Origin of the sequence: Kitasatospora sp. NPDC097643, from assembly GCF_040302625.1 — a bacterium.
Taxonomy (GTDB): domain Bacteria; phylum Actinomycetota; class Actinomycetes; order Streptomycetales; family Streptomycetaceae; genus Kitasatospora.
This window is the reverse complement of the sequence record NZ_JBEOSA010000063.1, coordinates 38,329-56,329: the sequence shown is the minus strand read 5'-3', so window position 1 is coordinate 56,329 and position 18,001 is coordinate 38,329. Positions and strand designations below refer to the sequence as shown.

The 18,001-nt window shown below is 73.7% G+C and carries 17 protein-coding genes; 4 read left to right on the top strand and 13 right to left on the bottom strand.

The features are described from left to right. The first annotated feature begins 135 nt into the window (after positions 1-135). Positions 136-966: a maleylpyruvate isomerase family mycothiol-dependent enzyme gene (locus tag ABTY15_RS31180; protein ID WP_350602515.1), complete on the top strand. Its 831-nt coding sequence runs from the start codon at positions 136-138 to the stop codon at positions 964-966. Positions 967-980: 14 nt separating this feature from the next. Here ABTY15_RS31180 and ABTY15_RS31175 read toward each other — a convergent pair whose 3' ends face one another. Then, on the bottom strand, positions 981-1,688 hold the full coding sequence (locus ABTY15_RS31175) for a hypothetical protein (protein ID WP_350602512.1): 708 nt from the start codon (positions 1,686-1,688) through the stop codon (positions 981-983). A gap of 72 nt (positions 1,689-1,760) precedes the next feature. Further along, positions 1,761-2,534 carry a DUF3152 domain-containing protein gene (locus ABTY15_RS31170; protein ID WP_350602511.1) on the bottom strand — a complete coding sequence of 258 codons (774 nt, stop codon included), beginning with the start codon at positions 2,532-2,534 and terminating at the stop codon, positions 1,761-1,763. A 230-nt stretch (positions 2,535-2,764) separates the two neighbouring features. Here ABTY15_RS31170 and ABTY15_RS31165 point away from each other — a divergent pair, with 230 nt between their 5' ends. Next, entirely contained in the window at positions 2,765-3,184 is a 420-nt protein-coding gene (locus tag ABTY15_RS31165; RefSeq protein WP_350602510.1) for a DUF3151 domain-containing protein, read from the top strand. Positions 3,185-3,292: 108 nt separating this feature from the next. Here ABTY15_RS31165 and fbaA read toward each other — a convergent pair whose 3' ends face one another. Then, complete coding sequence (fbaA, locus tag ABTY15_RS31160; protein WP_350602507.1) at positions 3,293-4,315, bottom strand: class II fructose-bisphosphate aldolase; 1,023 nt, start codon at positions 4,313-4,315, stop codon at positions 3,293-3,295. A gap of 356 nt (positions 4,316-4,671) precedes the next feature. Between fbaA and ABTY15_RS31155 the strand changes: the two genes are divergently transcribed. Next, on the top strand, positions 4,672-5,391 hold the full coding sequence (locus ABTY15_RS31155) for a DedA family protein (RefSeq protein WP_350602506.1): 720 nt from the start codon (positions 4,672-4,674) through the stop codon (positions 5,389-5,391). Positions 5,392-5,476: 85 nt separating this feature from the next. Here ABTY15_RS31155 and pyrE read toward each other — a convergent pair whose 3' ends face one another. The 5 genes from pyrE to ABTY15_RS31130 form a co-directional block, all read right to left on the bottom strand. Then, a complete protein-coding gene (pyrE, locus tag ABTY15_RS31150; protein ID WP_280673778.1) occupies positions 5,477-6,013 on the bottom strand; it encodes an orotate phosphoribosyltransferase in 537 nt (178 codons plus the stop codon). A gap of 55 nt (positions 6,014-6,068) precedes the next feature. Beyond that, positions 6,069-7,070: an SRPBCC family protein gene (locus ABTY15_RS31145; RefSeq protein WP_350602503.1), complete on the bottom strand. Its 1,002-nt coding sequence runs from the start codon at positions 7,068-7,070 to the stop codon at positions 6,069-6,071. A 212-nt stretch (positions 7,071-7,282) separates the two neighbouring features. Further along, the gene (locus ABTY15_RS31140) at positions 7,283-8,917 is read right to left on the bottom strand and encodes a polyamine aminopropyltransferase (protein WP_502893633.1); all 1,635 of its coding nucleotides are present in this window, start codon (positions 8,915-8,917) and stop codon (positions 7,283-7,285) included. Between the two features lie 139 nt (positions 8,918-9,056). Next, positions 9,057-9,587, bottom strand: coding sequence for a DUF2617 family protein (locus ABTY15_RS31135; RefSeq protein WP_350602501.1), 531 nt, complete (start codon positions 9,585-9,587; stop codon positions 9,057-9,059). Between the two features lie 511 nt (positions 9,588-10,098). Beyond that, positions 10,099-11,259, bottom strand: a complete 1,161-nt coding sequence (locus ABTY15_RS31130; protein ID WP_350602500.1) for a pyridoxal phosphate-dependent aminotransferase — start codon at positions 11,257-11,259, stop codon at positions 10,099-10,101. Between the two features lie 192 nt (positions 11,260-11,451). Between ABTY15_RS31130 and dpgD the strand changes: the two genes are divergently transcribed. After that, entirely contained in the window at positions 11,452-12,261 is an 810-nt protein-coding gene (gene dpgD / locus ABTY15_RS31125; RefSeq protein ID WP_350602497.1) for an enoyl-CoA-hydratase DpgD, read from the top strand. A gap of 37 nt (positions 12,262-12,298) precedes the next feature. Here the strand turns inward: dpgD and ABTY15_RS31120 are convergent, their stop codons facing one another. The 5 genes from ABTY15_RS31120 to ABTY15_RS31100 are packed head-to-tail and all read right to left on the bottom strand — an operon-like array spanning position 12,299 to position 17,973. Further along, on the bottom strand, positions 12,299-13,618 hold the full coding sequence (locus ABTY15_RS31120) for an aminotransferase-like domain-containing protein (protein ID WP_350602496.1): 1,320 nt from the start codon (positions 13,616-13,618) through the stop codon (positions 12,299-12,301). Continuing rightward, positions 13,611-14,984: an enoyl-CoA hydratase/isomerase family protein gene (locus tag ABTY15_RS31115; RefSeq protein WP_350602494.1), complete on the bottom strand. Its 1,374-nt coding sequence runs from the start codon at positions 14,982-14,984 to the stop codon at positions 13,611-13,613. Before ABTY15_RS31115 ends, ABTY15_RS31120 begins: the two co-directional genes overlap by 8 nt. A 31-nt stretch (positions 14,985-15,015) precedes the next feature. After that, positions 15,016-15,696 carry an enoyl-CoA-hydratase DpgB gene (gene dpgB / locus ABTY15_RS31110; RefSeq protein WP_350602492.1) on the bottom strand — a complete coding sequence of 227 codons (681 nt, stop codon included), beginning with the start codon at positions 15,694-15,696 and terminating at the stop codon, positions 15,016-15,018. A 38-nt stretch (positions 15,697-15,734) separates the two neighbouring features. Continuing rightward, positions 15,735-16,805, bottom strand: coding sequence for a 3,5-dihydroxyphenylacetyl-CoA synthase DpgA (dpgA, locus tag ABTY15_RS31105; protein ID WP_350602491.1), 1,071 nt, complete (start codon positions 16,803-16,805; stop codon positions 15,735-15,737). Positions 16,806-16,854: 49 nt separating this feature from the next. Beyond that, entirely contained in the window at positions 16,855-17,973 is a 1,119-nt protein-coding gene (locus ABTY15_RS31100) for a TauD/TfdA family dioxygenase (RefSeq protein ID WP_350602490.1), read from the bottom strand. Between the last annotated feature and the right edge of the window lie 28 nt (positions 17,974-18,001).

Here is an 18,001-nt window from a genome sequence, read left to right as displayed (position 1 = left end):
ACATTTTTCCCCACCCGCCCCCACTCCCTATCTCCCACCGGGGTTTCTCCTTCGTTCTCTGCCCCACACCCGCACGCGCGGGCGGGGGGGACGGGTTCGATCGAACCCGTCCGCCCCTCGGCGTATGTTGGGCCCATGCCTCCCAAGCCCCGTACCTACCAGCCGGCCAAGGTGCGCGCCGCGCTGGCGGCGCAGACCGGCGCGCTGCGCGAGACCGTCCGCCGGCTCTGCGAACGACCCGACGCCGAGCAGCAGTTGGCCCGGCCGACCCGGCTGGGGGAGTGGACGGTCCGCGAGCTGGTCGCCCACCTCGCCGTCCAGCTGGAGTGGGTCCCGGCGCACCTCGACGACCCGCTGGAGGGCCGCCCGCCGCTGGACCTGCCCGGCTGGGTGGCCGCGGTCGGGACGGTCGCGCCGCTGCTCGACGAGCAGGCGCGGGAGCGGGCCGCCTCGGTCGGGTTCGCCGGTGATCCGGCCGCCGTGGCGGAGGCCTTCGACCGGTCCGCCCAGGCGCTGCTCGCCCTCCTCGACCGGCCCGAAGCCGCCGACCCCGCACGGCGGTTCGAGATCCGCCTGGGGTCGATGGCGCTCTCCGACCTGCTGGTGACCCGGCTGGTCGAGACCGTCGTGCACGCCGACGACCTGGCCGACGCGCTCGGCCTCGACGCCTTCCCGCACGACAAGCAGGCCGTCGCCGCCGTCACCCGGCTGCTCGCCGACGCCTTCGCCGACCGGGCCCCGGGCGGCGCGGTGGAGCTGCGGATCCCGCCGTACGCCGTCGTGCAGGCCGTCGAGGGCCCGAAGCACACCCGGGGCACCCCGCCGAACGTGGTCGAGACCGACCCGCTGACCTGGATCCGGCTGGCCACCGGGCGCACCGACTGGGCGGCCGCGGTGGACGCCGCCGCGGTGTCGGCCTCCGGCGAGCGCAGCGACCTGCGCGGGTACCTGCCGGTGCTCGGCTGATCCGTCCGGCGGGGCTACTTCAGCTGGGCGGCCAGGGCTTCCGCGGCCTTGCGCAGCGGTTCACCGGTGAGGGTGGGCCGCGGTGCGCCGCCGTCGGGCTCCTGGGAGAGCACCAGGACGATGTCGCCGGCGCCCCGGGGCGCGATCCGGGCGACGGCCGCGGTGCCCTTGCCGCCGGGCACGAGCTTGGTCCGGCCGGCCCCGGGCTGCTCGGCGGCGGCCTGTTGGATCTGGTCGCTCCCGATCCCCGCGACCCGCTGGATGCGCGGCAGCATCAGGTTGAACGCCGTCCCGTTCTGCGGCACCGCCAGCAGGTCGATGTCCACATGGGTGTCGTCGACCTTGTACCCGCAGCTGATCTCCGCGGTCGGCGGCGTGGCCGGGATCGACGGCATGGCCGGCGGGTGGCTCACGCTCGGCGGCCAGGGCTCGGGCGGCCGGCCCTCGCCGACGTCACCGGTGAGGGAGGTCCCATCCTTGGGGTCGGGGCCGACCGATCCGGGGATGCCGGCCGAGCGCAGCGCCTTGTCCAGGTCGAGTCCGAACGGGCAGGCGCCCGCCTTGCCCGTGCCGATCTCCTGGGCGGTCGACCGGACCTGGTCGTAGCTGAGCGAGCCGGCGCCCGGGAGGCTGCCGCCTGACGACGTGCAGGCGGCCGCGCCGAGCAGGATTCCGGCGGAGGCCAGAACCAGGGTGAACCTGGGAAGTCGGGCAGCTGTCATGACCGCAGGTTACGGCGGAGGCGTCGTGCCCGGTTGCCGATTGGATTCAACTCTGTTCCGAAATGGCCGGGTTCACGGCACCGACGGCCCGCGCAGGTACGTCCCGTCCGCCGAGTACGGCCAGGCGTTGGGCGCGCAGCCCTTGAGCCCGTAGATCTGCTGCATCATCGCGGGCGCCGGCTTGCCCGGGCCGGGGCAGGTCTCGTGCCCGTGGCCGATCCGGTGGCCGACCTCGTGGTTGACGATCAGCGCCCGGTACTCCTCGATCGGGCCGCTGAACTGCGGCGAACCGGTGTTCCAGCGCTTGGCGTTGACGAGCACCTGGCTGCCGACGTTGCAGTTCACCTCGCCGTGGGTGTCCAGGCCGGACGCGCCGCAGATCTTGTCCACGGTGGCCGGGGAGGCGATCTTCACGGTGAAGTCGTACGGCCCGCCGGCGACCAGCTGGAAGCCGTTCTTGTGGTCGTTGGTCCAGCCGCGCCGGTCGCCGAGGATGCCGTGGATCTGGGTGGCGGCGGCCGAGGCGTCGATCCCGATGCCGTCCTCGACCTCCACCCGGTAGCGGCGCACCGTGCCGCGGCCGACGGCCTGGGCGACGGCGGGGGCGACGGTGAAGGTGCCCGCGCCCTGGCTGGGGCCCGGGTCGGGCGCGGTGGGCGTCGGCGTCGGGGCGGGCGTCGGGGTGGCGGCCGGGGCCGTGGTGGTGGCGGGCGCGCGGGTCTCCTCGGCCGGCGGGGCGACCCGGGCCTGGGTGGTCGGCGCGGGGGCCGGCCGGTCCGCGGGGCTGATCAGCATGACCGCCGTTCCGCCCAGGACGGCCACCGCCGCGACGAGCGCGGTGAGCATGCCCGGCCCGAGCCCGCGGCGCGACCGACGGCGTCGGCGGCCGCCACGGGCACTCCGGCGCTGGGCTGATCGGGCTGCGGGCACGGTCGACACCTTGGCACGGCGAACGGGTGAGTGTCCACATACCGGGTATGCAGGAGCGGGCCCCGGCAGGTCGGGGAGCGCACCGCGGTCGACCCTCCCGCGCAAGCGGGGGTACCCCCGGCGGCTGCGGATGGCAGACTGCCTGCATGGCGATTCACAGGAATCTTCTCGACGGCCCCGAACCGACCCTCCTGCCGGAGGACGAGCAGCCGTACCGGATGCTGGCCGAGGAGTCGGCCTCCCCGACCCAGGTGGCCGCAGACTTCCCGGCGTTCTGCCTCGCCTGGGCCATGCTCGCCGACGACTCCTACGCGGCCGGCCGGTACGTCGAGTCGTACGCCTACGCCCGTACCGGCTACCACCGCGGCCTGGACGCGCTGCGCCGCGCCGGCTGGAAGGGGCACGGGCCGGTGCCGTGGGAGCACCGCGGCAACCGCGGCTTCCTGCGCTGCCTGGCGGCCCTGGCCCGGGCGGCCGGCGCGATCAAGGACACCGAGGAGGAGACCCGCTGCTGGCAGTTCCTGAAGGACAGCAGCGAAGAGGCGTACGCGGAGCTGAAGCAGTAGCCGCCAGCAGTAGTCCGTCCAGCAGCCGAGACGGGTGCGCCCCCGGTGGAAGTCCACCGGGGGCACACCCGCGTCCGGGCCGGGTGTCGGTCCACCCGGCCGCCGGGCTCACTTCAGGCGGTTGCCGGCCGAACGCAGCTGCTGTGCGGCCTCCAGCACGCGGGCGGCCATGCTCGCCTCGGCGAGCTTGCCCCAGGTGCGCGGGTCGTAGGTGTTCTTCTTGCCGACCTCGCCGTCGACCTTCAGCACGCCGTCGTAGTTGCGGAACATGTGGTCCGCGACCGGGCGGGTGAAGGCGTACTGGGTGTCGGTGTCCAAGTTCATCTTCACGACGCCGTTCTCCAGCGCGGTGGCGATCTCCTGGGCGGTCGAGCCCGAGCCGCCGTGGAAGACGAAGTCGAACGGGTCGGTCTTGCCGTACTGCTTGCCGATCGCGTCCTGGAGCTCGCGCAGCAGCTCCGGCTTCAGGACGACGTTGCCCGGCTTGTAGACGCCGTGCACGTTGCCGAACGAGGCGGCCAGCAGGTAGCGGCCCTTCTCGCCCAGGCCCAGCGCCTCGGCGGTGCGCACGGCGTCGTTGACGGTGGTGTACAGCTCGTCGTTGATCTCGTGCGTGACGCCGTCCTCCTCGCCACCGGTCGGGGTGATCTCGACCTCGAGGATGATCTTGGCGGCGGCGGCCTGGGCCAGCAGCTCCTGGGCGATCTCCAGGTTGTCGGCCAGGGTCTCGGCCGAGCCGTCCCACATGTGCGACTGGAACAGCGGGTTCTGGCCCTTGGCCACGCGCTCGGCGGAGACCGCCAGCAGCGGGCGGACGTAGCCGTCCAGCTTGTCCTTCGGGCAGTGGTCGGTGTGCAGGGCGACGGTGATGTCGTACTTGGCGGCGACGATGTGCGCGAACTCGGCCAGCGCCACGGCGCCGGTCACCATGTCCTTCTTGTGCTGGCCGCCCAGGAACTCCGCGCCACCGGTCGAGATCTGGATGATGCCGTCGCTCTCGGCCTCGGCGAAACCGCGCAGCGCGGCGTGCAGGGTCTGCGACGAGGTCACGTTGATGGCCGGGTAGGCGAACTTGCCCGCCTTGGCCCGGTCCAGCATCTCGTTGTAGACCTCGGGAGTTGCGATGGGCATGCGATCCGCTCCTGTCGGGTTGCGGCGTACGGACGGTGCTGTCCGACGCTGTGTACGCCTTCGTGACGACTCCGGGTGCCGGCCGCCGACGCGGCGCTGCGGTGGGGCTCCACCGGCACCAAGGTTCGAGGCGACCTCCGCGGCACGACAATGAGGGTGGTGTGCCACCGCGGGCCGGGCGCCGGTGTCATCTTCCCAGACTCGTGCCCGCAGGTCAGCAGGAGCCCGCCAGTCGAAACGGTCGTCCGGCGCGGGCGCCGGTGCCCGGCGGGCGGCCTCCGGTGCGACCAAGGAATGACATCCGCTCCACCCGGAGGGCGAAGCCGCCGTTCAGACGGGCCCGATATTCTGCGCCCGTGGACTACAACCAGCTGGCCGTCAACCTGCTCGACGCCAAATCCCTGATCTCGTCCCTCGGCGCCATCGGCCTGATCGCGATCATCTTCGCGGAAACCGGTCTGCTGGTGGGATTCTTCTTCCCGGGCGACTCGCTCCTGATCCTCGCCGGCGTCGCCGCCTCGAACGCCGCCTCCTCGGTGCTCGGCGAGGGCACCAAGCTGCCGATCGGGGTCCTGCTCGTCGGCACCCCGATCGCGGCGATCGCCGGCGCCCAGCTCGGGCACCTGATCGGGGTGAAGGTCGGCCCGAAGATGTTCGACAAGCCCGAGTCGAAGATCTTCCGCCGCGAGTACGTGGTGAAGGCGGAGGAGTACTTCAACAAGTTCGGGCCCGGCAAGGCGGTGGTGCTGGCCCGCTTCATGCCGATCGTCCGCACCTTCCTCAACCCGGTGGCGGGCACCCTGGAGATGCCCGCCCGGACGTTCTTCGTGTGGAACGTGGTCGGCGGTGTGCTGTGGACCGAGTCCATGCTGCTGATCGGCTACTTCTTCGGCGACGCGCTCGCCCCGGTGATCGACAAGTACCTGATCCCGGCCGTGTTCCTGATCGCCCTGCTGTCGGTCACGCCGATCCTGGCCGAGGTCCTGCGGGAGCGTAAGAAGAAGAAGGCCGGCGTCGTGGACGCCATCGGCGGCGAGTCCGTGCAGAGCGCCAGCGGGCGACACCGTCGGGGCTGAGCACAGCGGGACGAACGGGGAGGGGCCGGGCTCCTGTTTCACGTGAAACAGGAGCCCGGCCCCTTTCGGTGTCCGGGTGTCGGGCTCAGAGGCCCAGGTCGTCCAGGGTGTACGCGGTCACGTACGGCAGGCCCTGCGCCTCGACGGCGGCGGCGCCACCGCGCTCCACGATCACCGCGACGCCGACCACCTCGGCGCCCGCCTCGCGCAGCGCCTCGACGGCGGTCAGCACCGAGCCGCCGGTGGTGGAGGTGTCCTCGACGGCCAGCACCCGGCGGCCCTTGACCTCCGGGCCCTCGATCCGGCGCTGAAGGCCGTGCGCCTTGCCGGCCTTGCGGACCACGAACGCGTCCAGCTCACGCCCGCGCGCGGCGGCGGCGTGCAGCATCGCGGCCGCCACCGGGTCGGCGCCCAGGGTCAGACCGCCGACGGCGTCGTACTCCAGGTGGGAGGTCGCGTCCAGCATCACCCGGCCGACCAGCGGGGCGGCCTGGCCGTCCAGCGTGATCCGGCGCAGGTCGACGTAGTAGTCGGCCTCCTTGCCGGAGGAAAGGGTGACCTTGCCGTGCACGACGGCCTTGTCCTTGATCTGTGCCAGCAGGGCGTCGCGGTCGTTGCTCATGAGCGTCCAGTCTAGGGCCTGGCTGCGAACGCCCGCCTGCCGGGCGTGCCGGGCCCTAGCGGCGGCGCAGGGCCCTGACCAGGACGACGGCGCCGCCCAGCAGGGCCACCCCGCCGCCGATCACCCACGGCATCGTGCTGCGGCCACCGGTACCCGGCACCACGATCCCGCCGACCTCGCCGCCCCAGCGGGACGCCGCCCGGGCCCGGGCGCTGCGGGCCGGCAGCGCCGGGGCGTAGCGGCCGCGCGGCGGGGCGTGGTCCACCTCCTCGGCCGACCGGCCGACGATGCTGCGGCGGACCGGGCCGCTGAGCACCGGCTCGTCCTCGTACTCGAAGAGCGGCTCGGCGGGCAGCTCCTCGGCGACGCCCTCCGGGTGGTCGTCCTCGTCGGCGGAGCCGGTCGGCAGGCCGAAGCGCTCGGCGTCGGCGTCGGAGAAGGCGATCAGGTCGGAGAGGTCGTCGTCGAGGTCGTCGCCGGGCTGGTCCTGGTGCTCCTCGATGAAGAGCACGTTGGGCTCGGGGGCGGTGCTGCTCTCCGCCTCCGCCTCCGCGTCGGTGTCGGACTCCGTGTCGGCGTCCGTGTCGGCCTCGGCGTCGGTGTCCGGCTCGGCGTCCGGGGAGACCAGGGCGAGCGCGAAGCGGTCCAGCAGGCGGCGGCCGGTGGAGCCGAGGGTGTCCTCGTCGAACTCGGTGAGGCGGCCGGTGGCGCTCAGGTCGCCGGTGAAGCGGATCACCGCGGTGTCGCCCTCGGCCCCGTCCGTGACGCTGACCCGGACGGTGGCCGTCGCCTCGCCGCTGCCGCGGGCCTCCTGGCCCTCGGCGAGCACGGTCAGCACGCCCTCGCGTCCCTCGATCAGGGACAGCACGCCCCGGTAGGTGATGGTGGAGCCGCCGATCCGCAGCTTCAGCCGTCCGCCGATCTCCTCGGCCGGCCCGCCACCGACCGCGGCCGGCTCGGTGCTCAGCCCCGGCACGCTCCGGGCCAGCAGAGCCGGATCCTGCAAGGCCTGCCGCACGAGCTCGGCGGACATCGGGACGACAACCTCATGCTCCATGCCACGGAGCCTACCGACCCAACCCCGCCCGGTCCCTACCCACCACCACCCGACTTCCGCCACCCCACCCGGACGCCGACCGTCGCCCGCCACCGGGGGTGGCCGGGGGGTGGCGGGGAGTGGGGTTCGGGGGTTCGGCCGGGGGTGGTTGGCAGGGGTGGCCGGGTTCCGCCGGGCGCGGGTCCGGGGGGCCCGCTGTGGCGGGGCCGGGGTCAGCGGGGGCTGAGGAGGGTGAGGGCGGCCGGGGGGTGGGTGGGGCGGAGGGTGGTGAGGCGGGTGGTGGAGGTGCGGAGCGCGTCGGGGGTGAGGGCGCGGGGTGGTGGGGCGTCGGGGGCGAGGGTGAGCGGGGGCTGGGCGGCGGCGGCGAGGAGGAAGTTCTGGGCGGCGTCGGGCGGGGTGGGGCGGCAGCCGGCGGCGGCGCCGCCCGGGACGGCGTACGGGACGGTCTGGAGGCCGGCCGCCCGCAGGCCGGACTCGATCCGCCAGACGCCGTCCGGGTCGCCGCCGGCCCGGACGGCGATCCGGCCGCCGGGGGAGAGCAGCCGGGTGGCGAGGCCGTAGAACTCCTGGGTGTGGAAGGTGGCCGGTCCGCCCTCGGCGGGGGCGGGCAGGTCGGCGAGGACGACGTCGTAGGTCCGGTCGGCGGGGGCGCCGCGCAGCCAGGCCATCGGGTTGGCGGCGGTGGTGCGGACCCGGGGGTCGTCGAGGGAGTGGCCGGCGAGGGCGGCGAGGCCGGGGTCGGTGCGGGCGAGCCGGGTGACGGCGGGGTCGGTGTCGACGAGCTGGACGGAGCGGACCCCGCGGTGCCGGAGGACCTCCCGCAGGGCGAGGCCGTCGCCGCCGCCGAGGAGCAGGATCCGGGCGTCCGGTCCGGCCGCCATGGCGGGGTGCACCAGGGCCTCGTTGCCGCGGTACTCGTCGGGGCCGCAGACCGCGAGCCGTCCGTCGAGGTAGAGCCGGAGCGGGCCCTCGGCGGGGCCGGTGAGCACGATCTCCTGGTGGCGGCTGCGGGTGGCGTAGCGGACCTGGGCGCCGTAGAGGGCGTGCCGGGCGGCGCGTTCGACGGCGTCGGAGCCGGCGGCGGCCGCGCCGAGCACGGCGAGGACGAGGGTGCAGCCGCCCCAGAGCAGCAGTCGTATCCGGGGGGCGGGTTCCTCGCGGAAGAGCCAGAGCACGACGGCGGCTCCGGCGACGGCGTTGACGGCGCCGGTGACCAGGGCGCCGGTGCCGGGCCCGAGGCCGGGGAGGATGAGGAAGGGGAAGGCGAGGCCGCCGATGAGCGCGCCCACGTAGTCGGCGGCGAAGAGGTCGGCGGCGGCGCGGCCGGCGTCCTCGCGGCGGATCCGCTGGATGAGGGTCATCAGCAGCGGGATCTCGGCGCCGATGAGGATGCCGATGAGGCAGGTGAGGCCGACCATGGCGGCCTGGTAGCGGCCGATCCAGGCCCAGCAGGAGTAGAGCGCGAGGACGGAGAGGCCGCCGGTGAGCGCGAGGGCGCACTCGACCAGGGCGAAGGCGGTGGCTGGTCGGCGGGTGAGGCGTTTGGCGAGCAGCGAGCCGAGGCCCATCGCGAACACCATGACGGAGAGCACCACGGAGGTCTGGGTGACCGAGTCCCCGAGCAGGTAGTCGCCCAGTGCCACGAGTTCGAGCTCGTAGACGAGCCCGCAGGCCGCGCAGACGAACGCGGCCAGCAGGACGACCAGCCGGGCCAGCCGGGGGTGGGAGCGCAGCCGGGATCGACGGCGGGCGGGCAGCGTGCTGAGGCCGCGCGCGAGCCGGGGTGGGGTGCCGTCGCCGAGGTCCGCTCGCGGGTGCGCGGGCGGACGGGCCGGATGGTTGATCACGAACAAACGCTAGGCGACGTTCGGGACGGATAGCTGCGCCCATTCGACGGACAGTGCGAGACGTCGGGTTGACGAATCGTTCCTGCGTACGATTCAGCGGCTGTGGGTGGAGGGGTGCACCCGTTCGGGTCGGTGGCGCTCATGCCCCCGACACCACCAGCGAGGAGCGCGTACAGACCAGCTGGCCCTCCTGCGGGTAGGCGTGCCAGGTGCGCCAGAGCAGCCGGTCCACGCCGCCCTGGGTGACCAGCGCGGTGAAGGCGCTCGGGTCGCCCGGGAAGATTCCGGCCAGGCCGCGCGGGTGCCCCTCGACCAGGGCCAGCAACTCCTGGGCGCGGGCCGCGAAGTCGTGCGGGGGCAGCGCCTCGATCCGGGCCGCGAACTCGTACTCCCAGCCGCCGACCTGCTTGGCCACCCGGGCCGGCAGCGGGGTGCGGCGGCCGGGCAGGCAGGCGACGGTCTCCAGGCACTCGCCCGGGCCGGCCGCGATCAGCACCTGGTGCGACGCGCCCAGCAGCCGCAGCTGGAGGGTGCCGGACGCTCCGGGGCGGCCGCCCCCGTGGAGTCTCAGGTCGCGTACCGCGAGAGCGGGCAGCGGTTCGCCGCCCAGGCACCAGGCCAGGTCACCGGCCCGGGAGTCCGTGTAGGAGGTCTGCAGTGTGGTGAGCATGCTCGGCTCCGCGTTTCAGCTCCGTGCGCGCCCGCCGAGCAGCAGCGAGTAGGCCTAGGCGATGGCGAGGCTGTTCGTGGCTGTGCGGCCCTGGGCGCGGCCGACCGTGGAAGGAAGGATTCCGGCTGGAGATTCAGCAGCAGAGAAGCATGAATACGCCGGGTCCGCCGGTGATTTACCCAACTTTGTCAAGCATTCACCGTTTCGGGCATACCTGCTTCCCGGCTCTGATCGACCCGGTGTGCGACTCTGCACAGCGCGCGCCCGTCCCACCGGTTCGCGCGCCGTGCGCGCCGGTTGTGCGCCGTCTGCGCGCCTCGCGCGCCGCCACCCCTCACGCGCCGGGCGTGAGAGGCGGCGGGATTCGCCAGGGAGGTCGGTGGAATTGCCTCGGTGGCAGCAGAAAAGCGCCGCGGGAAAGGGAGTTGACGGAGGGTCAGCCAAATCCGCGGGCCATCATTGGTCCCCTCCCGGACGGGCGCGCTCAGGGCGCCCGGCGCGCTCGGGCGGCTCAGAGGCGTTGCAGGCGGGCGACCGCCTCGGTCAGCACCTCGTCCTTCTTGCAGAAGGTGAACCGGACCAGCGGGCGGCCGGCGTCGGCGTCGTCGTAGAAGACGGCGTTGGGGATGGCGACCACGCCGCAGCGCTCGGGGAGGGCGCGGCAGAACTCGACGCCGTCCTTCTCGCCGAGCGGGGTGATGTCGGTGGTGACGAAGTAGGTGCCCTCGGGGGTGAAGACCCGGAACCCGGCCGAGGTCAGGCCGTCGACCAGCAGGTCGCGCTTGCGCAGCAGGTCGGCGCGGAAGCCCGCGAAGTACTCGTCGGGCAGCCGCAGCGCCTCGGCGACCGCGTACTGGAAGGGGCCGGCGCTGACGTAGGTGAGGTACTGCTTGGCGGTGCGCACCGCCGAGACCAGGGCCGGGCTCGCGGTGACCCAGCCGACCTTCCAGCCGGTGAAGGAGAAGGTCTTGCCGGCCGAGGAGATCGAGACGGTGCGCTCGCGCATGCCGGGCAGGGCGGCGATCGGGTGGTGGGTGACGCCGAAGACCAGGTGCTCGTAGACCTCGTCGGTGACCACCAGCAGGTCGTGCTCGACCGCGAGGGCGGCGATGGCGGCCAGCTCCTCGGCGGTCAGCACGGTGCCGGTGGGGTTGTGCGGGGTGTTGATCAGCAGCAGCCGGGTGCGCGGGGTGATCAGCGCGCGCAGCTCGTCCAGGTCGGGGCGGAAGTCCGGGGCGCGCAGGGTGAGCGGGCGGCGGACGGCGCCGGCCATCGCGATGCAGGCGGCGTAGGAGTCGTAGAAGGGTTCGAGGGCGATCACCTCGTCGCCGGGCTCCAGCAGGGCGAGCAGGGCGGCGGCGATCGCCTCGGTGGCGCCGGCGGTGACCAGCACCTCGGTGTCCGGGTCGTACTCCAGGCCGTGGAAGTGCTGCTGGTGCTCGGCGATGGCGGTGCGCAGTTCGGGGATGCCGGGGCCGGGCGGGTACTGGTTGCCGCGCCCCTCGCGCAGGGCCCGGACGGCCGCCTCGCGGACCTCCTCGGGCCCGTCGGTGTCGGGGAAGCCCTGGCCGAGGTTGATCGAACCGGTGGCCGTGGCCAGGGCCGACATCTCGGCGAAGATCGTCGTCCCCATGCCCGCCAGCCGGCGGTTCAGAAACGGCCTCGTACCCATCAACGGCTCCTCACGGCTCGTAGTCAGGGCCATCCTCCGGGTCGGGGCGGGCCGCGACAAGCCCGTCCCGGCGCGCGTCGTCCGGCGGGCGGCGGGACGGCGTCGACAGTCCGTGGGCGCCGGGGCTAACGTGTCCGCCCGGAAGATCGTCTTCGGTGGAACGCCCGCCCGGCGGGCGGGTTCGGGGGTTTCGTGAACGGTCGGGACGTCGAGTCGGTGGTGCGCTACGAGAAGCGCGGCCGGGTCGCCTGGATCACCCTGGACCGGCCGGCCGTGCTGAACGCCATGAACCTGCGGATGCACGAGCAACTGGCCGAGGTCTGGGACGACTTCGAACAGGACGACGACATCTGGGTCGGCGTGCTGACCGGGGCCGGGGAGCGCTCGTTCTCGGTCGGGCAGGACCTGAAGGAGCTGGCGGAGCGCAACCGGCACGGCATCCGGCCGTCGACCTTCGGCAGCCGCGGGGCGCCGGGCTGGCCGCGGCTGACCGAGCGGTTCTCGATGGCGAAGCCGCTGCTGGCCCGGGTGAACGGCTACGCGCTCGGCGGCGGCTTCGAACTGGCGCTGGCCTGCGACATCGTGGTGGCCGCCGAGCACGCCGTGTTCGCGCTGCCCGAGGTGCGCCGGGGCCTGGTGGCGGGTGCCGGGGGCGTGTTCCGGCTGAGCTCCCAACTGCCGTTCAAGGCCGCCCTCGGGTACCTGCTGACCGGCCGGGAGATCTCCGCGCAGCGCGGGTACGAACTCGGGCTGGTGAGCGAGGTCGCCCCGGCCGGGGAGCTGGACGCCTGCGTGGACCGCTGGGTGGCGGACCTGGTCGCGGCCGCCCCGCTGGCGGTGCGGGCCACCAAGGAGGCCGCGATGCGGTCCGCGAGCCTGCCGGTCGAGCAGGCCTTCGCCACCCGGTACCGGTGGGAGGAGCAGCGGATGCACAGCGAGGACGCCCTGGAGGGCCCGCGGGCCTTCGCCGAGAAGCGGGAGCCGCGCTGGCAGGGCCGCTGAGCGCGGCTCCCCCTCCCGTCGAAGGCCCGACGGTCCGTCAGAGGAGGCTCTCGACCAGCCGGGCCAGCCGCTCGACCCCCTCGTCGATCTGCTCGGGCACCAGGTAGCTGCACGAGAGCCGCAGCTGCCGGGTGCCCCCGCCGCCGAGGTGGAAGTGGCGCATCGGCGTCCAGATCACCCCGAACTCCCGGGCCGAGCGCTCCAGCAGCGCCTCGTCGGCCTCGAACGGCAGGGTCATCACCAGGAAGAAGCCGCCCTCGGGACGGTTCCAGGACAGGCCGTGGCGTTCGCGCAGCTCCACCGGGAAGCGCCGCTCCAGGGCGGCCAGCAGGTGGTCCAGGTTGCGCCGGTAGAACTCCGCCTTCTCCTTGGCGACGGCGCCGAGGGTGCCGCCGTGCTCCAGGATCATCCCGCCGACGACGGCCTGGCTGATCGGCGAGGTGTTCACCGTGATCATGCTCTTGATGGCCGTCAGATGGGCGGCCAGGTAGCGGAGTTCGCCGTCCGGCTCGCGGACCGGCTGGTCGGCGACGACGAAGCCGACCCGCGCGCCGGGCACGTGCACCTTGGCGAAGGTCCCCAGGTAGACCACCCGGCGCCGCTCGTCCATCGACTTGAGCGTGGGCAGGGCGGTGCCGGGCTCGGCGGTGAAGCCGTACGGGTTGTCCTCCAGGACCAGCAGGTCCTCCTGCTCGGCCAGGTCGAGCAGTTCGCGCCGGGCCTGCGGGCCGAGCCGTTCGCCGGTCGGGTTGGCGAAGTCCGGCACCACGTAGAAGGCCCGGGGGTTCAGGCCCTCGGCGCGGGCGGCCCGGCAGGCCCGGCGCAGGTCGTCGAGGTCGAAGCCGCCCGGGGCGTGCTCCACGGCGCGGATCCGGATGCCCAGCAGCCGGGCCGCGCCGACGATGCCCGCGTAGCAGGGGTCGACGACCAGCAGGACGTCCTCGGGGCGGGCGCAGACGGCGCGCAGGGTGATGAACATCGCCTCCTGGCAGCCCACGGTGATCACCAGGGCCTCGGGCGGCACGTCGATGCCCTCGTCGGTGCGCAGGGCGTCCGCGACCAGGCCGTTGATGTGGCCCGCGGTCGCCCCGTACTGGAGCAGCAGGCGCTGGGCCTGCTGTTCGGTCAGCCCGCGGTCCTCGCGCAGGTGCCGGACGTAGCGGTCGAGGCAGCGGGCGACGTCCACCTCCTCGAAGAACCCGGCGAAGGGCGCGCCGGGGGCGAAGGAGACGGCCTGCGGGAAGCGGCTCATCACCTCGTTGAGGAAGTTCATCGAGCCCAGGACGGGGTCGCCGACGGAGGCGTGCAGGCGGGAGCGGTCCAGGACGGCCGCCGCGCCGGTGGTCGGCTCAGCCACGGCCGCCCCGCTTGATCCAGGTGCGCTCCAGGATCTCCATCACGTCCTCGGCGTACAGGCGTTCGGACTGCTCCAGGGCGAACCGGGCCAGGTATTCGCGGAACTGCCCCAGGGGCTCGTCGACCAGGTTGAGCATCCGGCGGTTGCTGACCACCGACGGGGCCTGGAGCCAGTCGGCGGCGGCGTCGACGGCGGCGTCGATCCGCTCGGTCTCGACCACCTCGTCGCAGAGCAGCCGGGCCTCCGGGTCGGTGGCGTGGATCTTCCGGCCGCCGAGGATGACCTGCCGGGCCAGCCGGGGCCCCAGGATCCGGCTCAGCCGGAAGTTGGCGGCGCCCGGGATGATGCCCTCCTGGACGGCGGGCAGGCTGAAGTAGGCCGCCGGGTCGGCCACGACGTGGTCGAAGGCGAGGGCCAGCTGCATGCCGCCGCCGATGGCGAAGGTGTCGACGGCGGCGATCCACGGCTTCTCCCGGACCTCCGGGACGGCCGGGTCGGGGCCCTCGGCGGGGTCGGTGACGTCCAGGCCGTGGATGATCTTGCTGATGTACCCGAGCTCCCGGCGCAGCAGGAAGTCCACCAGGGAGATCCGTCCGTGGTACAGGTCGGTCAGGTTGATGCCGGCGTTGAACACCCGGCGGTCCAGGTAGCGCGGGTGCGTCATCGGCGCGCCGCGGACCACGCCGACCTTGAGGTCGTCGTCGAGGAGCACCAGGTCGACCGCGGTCTCCAGGTCCTCGGCCAGGGTGTTGTCCTCGGCGTTCAGGCAGGACAGGTTCCGGACGGTGATGTGGCCGGCGGTGCCCCGGCGGTCGAGCGTGACCACGCCGAGGTCGGCCGTGCCCGAGCGGCGGAAGCCGGGCAGCAGCCGCTGCGCCCGGCTGGTCGGGCGCAGCATCGCGCGCTGGATCCGGCCGCCCGAGCGGGCCGAGCGCAGCAGGCCCCAGAACAGCACGCCCTGGTCGGCCTCCCAGCCCTCCTTGGCGGGCTGGCTGTGGGTCAGCTCGGCCGCGACGGTCTCCCGGCCGGGGGTCAGGCCGGGCACCAGTTCGGCGGCGCCGTAGGCCAGTTCCGGGAGCCGGGCGAGGGCCCGGCCGCCGTCGGTGAGTTCGTCGTGCAGCCGGTCGCCGTGCCGGTGGACGAAGCCCCGGCGCAGCCGCCGGCCGGCGGTGTGGACGGCCCGGGCGAGCGCCTGCTGCTCGGGCGTGCGCTCCGGCCGGTCGGGGAGGTCCGCGAGCAGCTCGGTGCCGCGCCCCCAGTACGCCGTGGCCGCGGTGGAGTCGGCCGTGAAGTCGCCGCCGAGCTCCGGGGCCGTCGCGGCCCAGCGCTCGACGGTGGCGACGGCGGTCGCCAGTTGTGCCGGCATGACACCCTTCCTGTGCTGTGCGGGGTTCGGATCAGGCGTGGAGCGCGCGGCGCTGGGCGCGGTCGGCGGCGGCCAGGTGGGAGCCCAGCGCGTCGTCGAAGCCGGTGGCGGCGGCGTCCATCAGCAGCCGGCGGCGGACGGCCAGGTCGCCGTGGCGGGCGCCGGCGAACAGGGTGCGCCGGGCCGCCAGGGCCTCGGCCGGGTCGGCCGCGACCTCGTCGACCAGACCGGCGCGCAGCGCGGTCGGAGCGTCGACCTCGGCGCCGAACAGGGCGAGCCGACGGGCGCCGGCGACGCCGAGCTGGGTGGCGAGGCGGTACAGCGCCATGCCCGGCCAGGTGGCGCCGCCGGCGCTGGGCAGCCGCAGCCGCAGGCCCTCGCCGGCGATCCGGTAGTCGGTGGCCAGCAGCAGCTCGGCGGCGGCGCCGGTGCAGACCCCGTCGGCGAGCACGACGGTGGCGACGGGCAGCCGCTCGACCCGGCGCAGGGCGCGCTCCCACTTGTTGATCAGGTGGACGCCCTCGGCGTGGGTCTCGGCCTCGCCGTCGGCGGCGCCCGCGGCCCCGGCGGTGAGGTGCAGCACCAGCAGGTCGCCGTCCGCGGCGTCCTCGACCCGGTCGCAGACGGCGTTGAGCTCGCCGATCAGGGCGGCCGAGACCGGGGCGGTGCCGGCGGCGGTGAGCGTGAAGTCGGTCTCAAGCAGGGTGTTCATGGCTGTTCCTGTCGTGTGTGCGGTGGGCGGCCGGCTCGTCACGGCCAGCGCAGCAGGGCGGTCTCGATCTGCGAGCCGGGGCCCATGGTCATGAGGACGGCGTGGTCGCCGGGGCGGACCGACTCCTCGCGCAGCAGCCGCTGGTAGGAGAAGAGGAAGGACCCGCTGGAGAGGTTCCCGTAGTCGCGGAGCACCGAGACGGTGTGCCGCAGGTCGTGCCCCTCCAGGCCGAGGTTGACCTTTACCGCGTCGATGACCTTCTTGCCGCCGGAGTGCACGATCCAGTGGGCGATGTCGCTGCGGCGCAGGCCGGTGCCGTCGAGCAGGGTGTTGACGGCCTCCTCGGCGTGCGCCCCGACCACGTACGGGACGTCGCGGTCGATGAAGAAGCTGAACTTGCCCTGGGCGTCGTCCCAGTCGTAGCGCATCGCCTCGACGGCCTCCGGAATGATCCGGCTGGCGAACTTCAACACCCGCGGCCCGGCGGTCTGTTCGGCACCGGCCAGTACCCCGACGGCGGCCGCGCCGTCACCGAACAGGCCGTTGACCACGGCGGTGCGCATCGAGCCGTCGAAGACGTACGCGGCCGAGCACACCTCGACGCAGATCATCACGGCGAGCTTGCCGGGGTGCGCCGCGGCCCACGAGGCGGTCGCGGTCAGGCCGTTGAGGCCCGCGTTGCACCCCATGCCGACGACGTCGAGCCGGCCGCAGTCGACCCGCAGGCCCAGCTCCTTGACCAGCCGGGCGCTGAACCCGGGGGTCATCGCGCCGGTGGAGGTGACGCAGCACAGGTAGCGCACGTCGCTGAGGTCGGCGCCGGACTCCTTGAGGAAGGAGGTCAGCGCGCGGGAGGCGAGTTCGATGCCGTCGGTCCGGTGCTTGGCCAGCAGTTCGCCCTGGCTCTCCATCACCGGGACGCCGTCCGGGCCCGGTTCGGGGATGTGCAGGTACCGCTGGTCGATGTGGCCGTTGAGGAAGAGCGAGCGGATCCGCTCGTCCTCGATCCGGTACAGGTCCAGGACGTCCTGCTGGGTGTAGGCGGTCGGGGGGTTCGCCGTGGCGACCCCCACGAGCCCCGGTGCCGTCGCCGGCGCCAGAGTGGTCATGCTGTTCCTTTCAGCCTGGGGTGAGCGGGGGAGAGGCTCTGCCGCCCGACTACGGCCTGCGCTTGAGGCGCGAGATCCAGGAGCCCTTCGCCTTCGGCTCCGACGGGGTGGACGCCGACGCGGTGGCGTCCGGCGCCGCGGGGGCCTTCGGCCCGAAGCCGGCCAGCGGCGGGGTGCTCGGGGCGCAGTCCGCCAGCTCGACCGGGTCGCCCATGGCCACCAGGATCTTGCGGTCGCCGCGGAAGGAGTCCCGGGCGTGCGCCATCAGCAGGTTGTCGACGATCATGACGTCGCCCGGTTGCCAGGTCTCCCGGAGGGTCGCCTCGCGGTAGGCGCGGTCGATCATCTCGACGTCCTCGCGGGCGACCGGGTCGCCGTTGCCGAAGGCGGTCCGGAACGGCAGGTTCTCCACGCCGAGGTCGCCGACCAGCACCTCGCGGGTGTCCTCGTCCAGCGACCACTCGTTCCAGAACACCATGTGGTTGAACCAGACCTCGTCGCCGGTGCGCGGGTGCCGGATGGTCGCCGGGCGGCGCTGCACGGTGCGCAGGTTGCCGTTGTCCAGCCACTCGTGGGCGATCAGGTTCTCCCGGCAGTACCGCTCGACCTCGGCCCGGTCCTCGGTGTTGAAGGCGGTCCGCCAGCCGAGGCTGATGTGCTCGCCGTAGTTGCGCACCAGGCCCCAGCCCTGCGCGCGGAAGCGGTCGGCGAGCGGGGCCGGGACGTCCCGCAGCACCTTGCGCACGTCGGTGACCGGTGTGGCGCCGCCCTGGTGCGGGGCGATCAGGCAGCCGAACAGCAGCAGGCCCGGGAACTCGAGCGCGTAGCTGTTCTCGTTGTGCGGGCGGATCGACTGCTGCGGCGGCAGGTCGGTCGAGGAGTAGACGTCGTTCCCGAAGTGGCTGCGCGGGGTGGCCTTCTCCCGGTAGCCGGCGCGCTCCACGATCAGCGCGTCCCGGACCAGGCCGAAGTCCTCGGTGCTGCGGACCGGCAGGCCGCGCAGGAACACCGCGCCGTGCTCGTCGAGCCCGGCGCGCAGTGCCTGCCGGTGCTCCCGGAGCCAGGCGCAGGCGTCCGCGAGGTCCAGCTCCGGCACGGTGGTGCGGGCGGGGCGGCCGGGCTCCACGACCCAGTCGATCGAGTCGGTGGCGGCGGTCGTCGTTTCCATCAGCTGTGGTTCCCTTCTGCGTGCAACG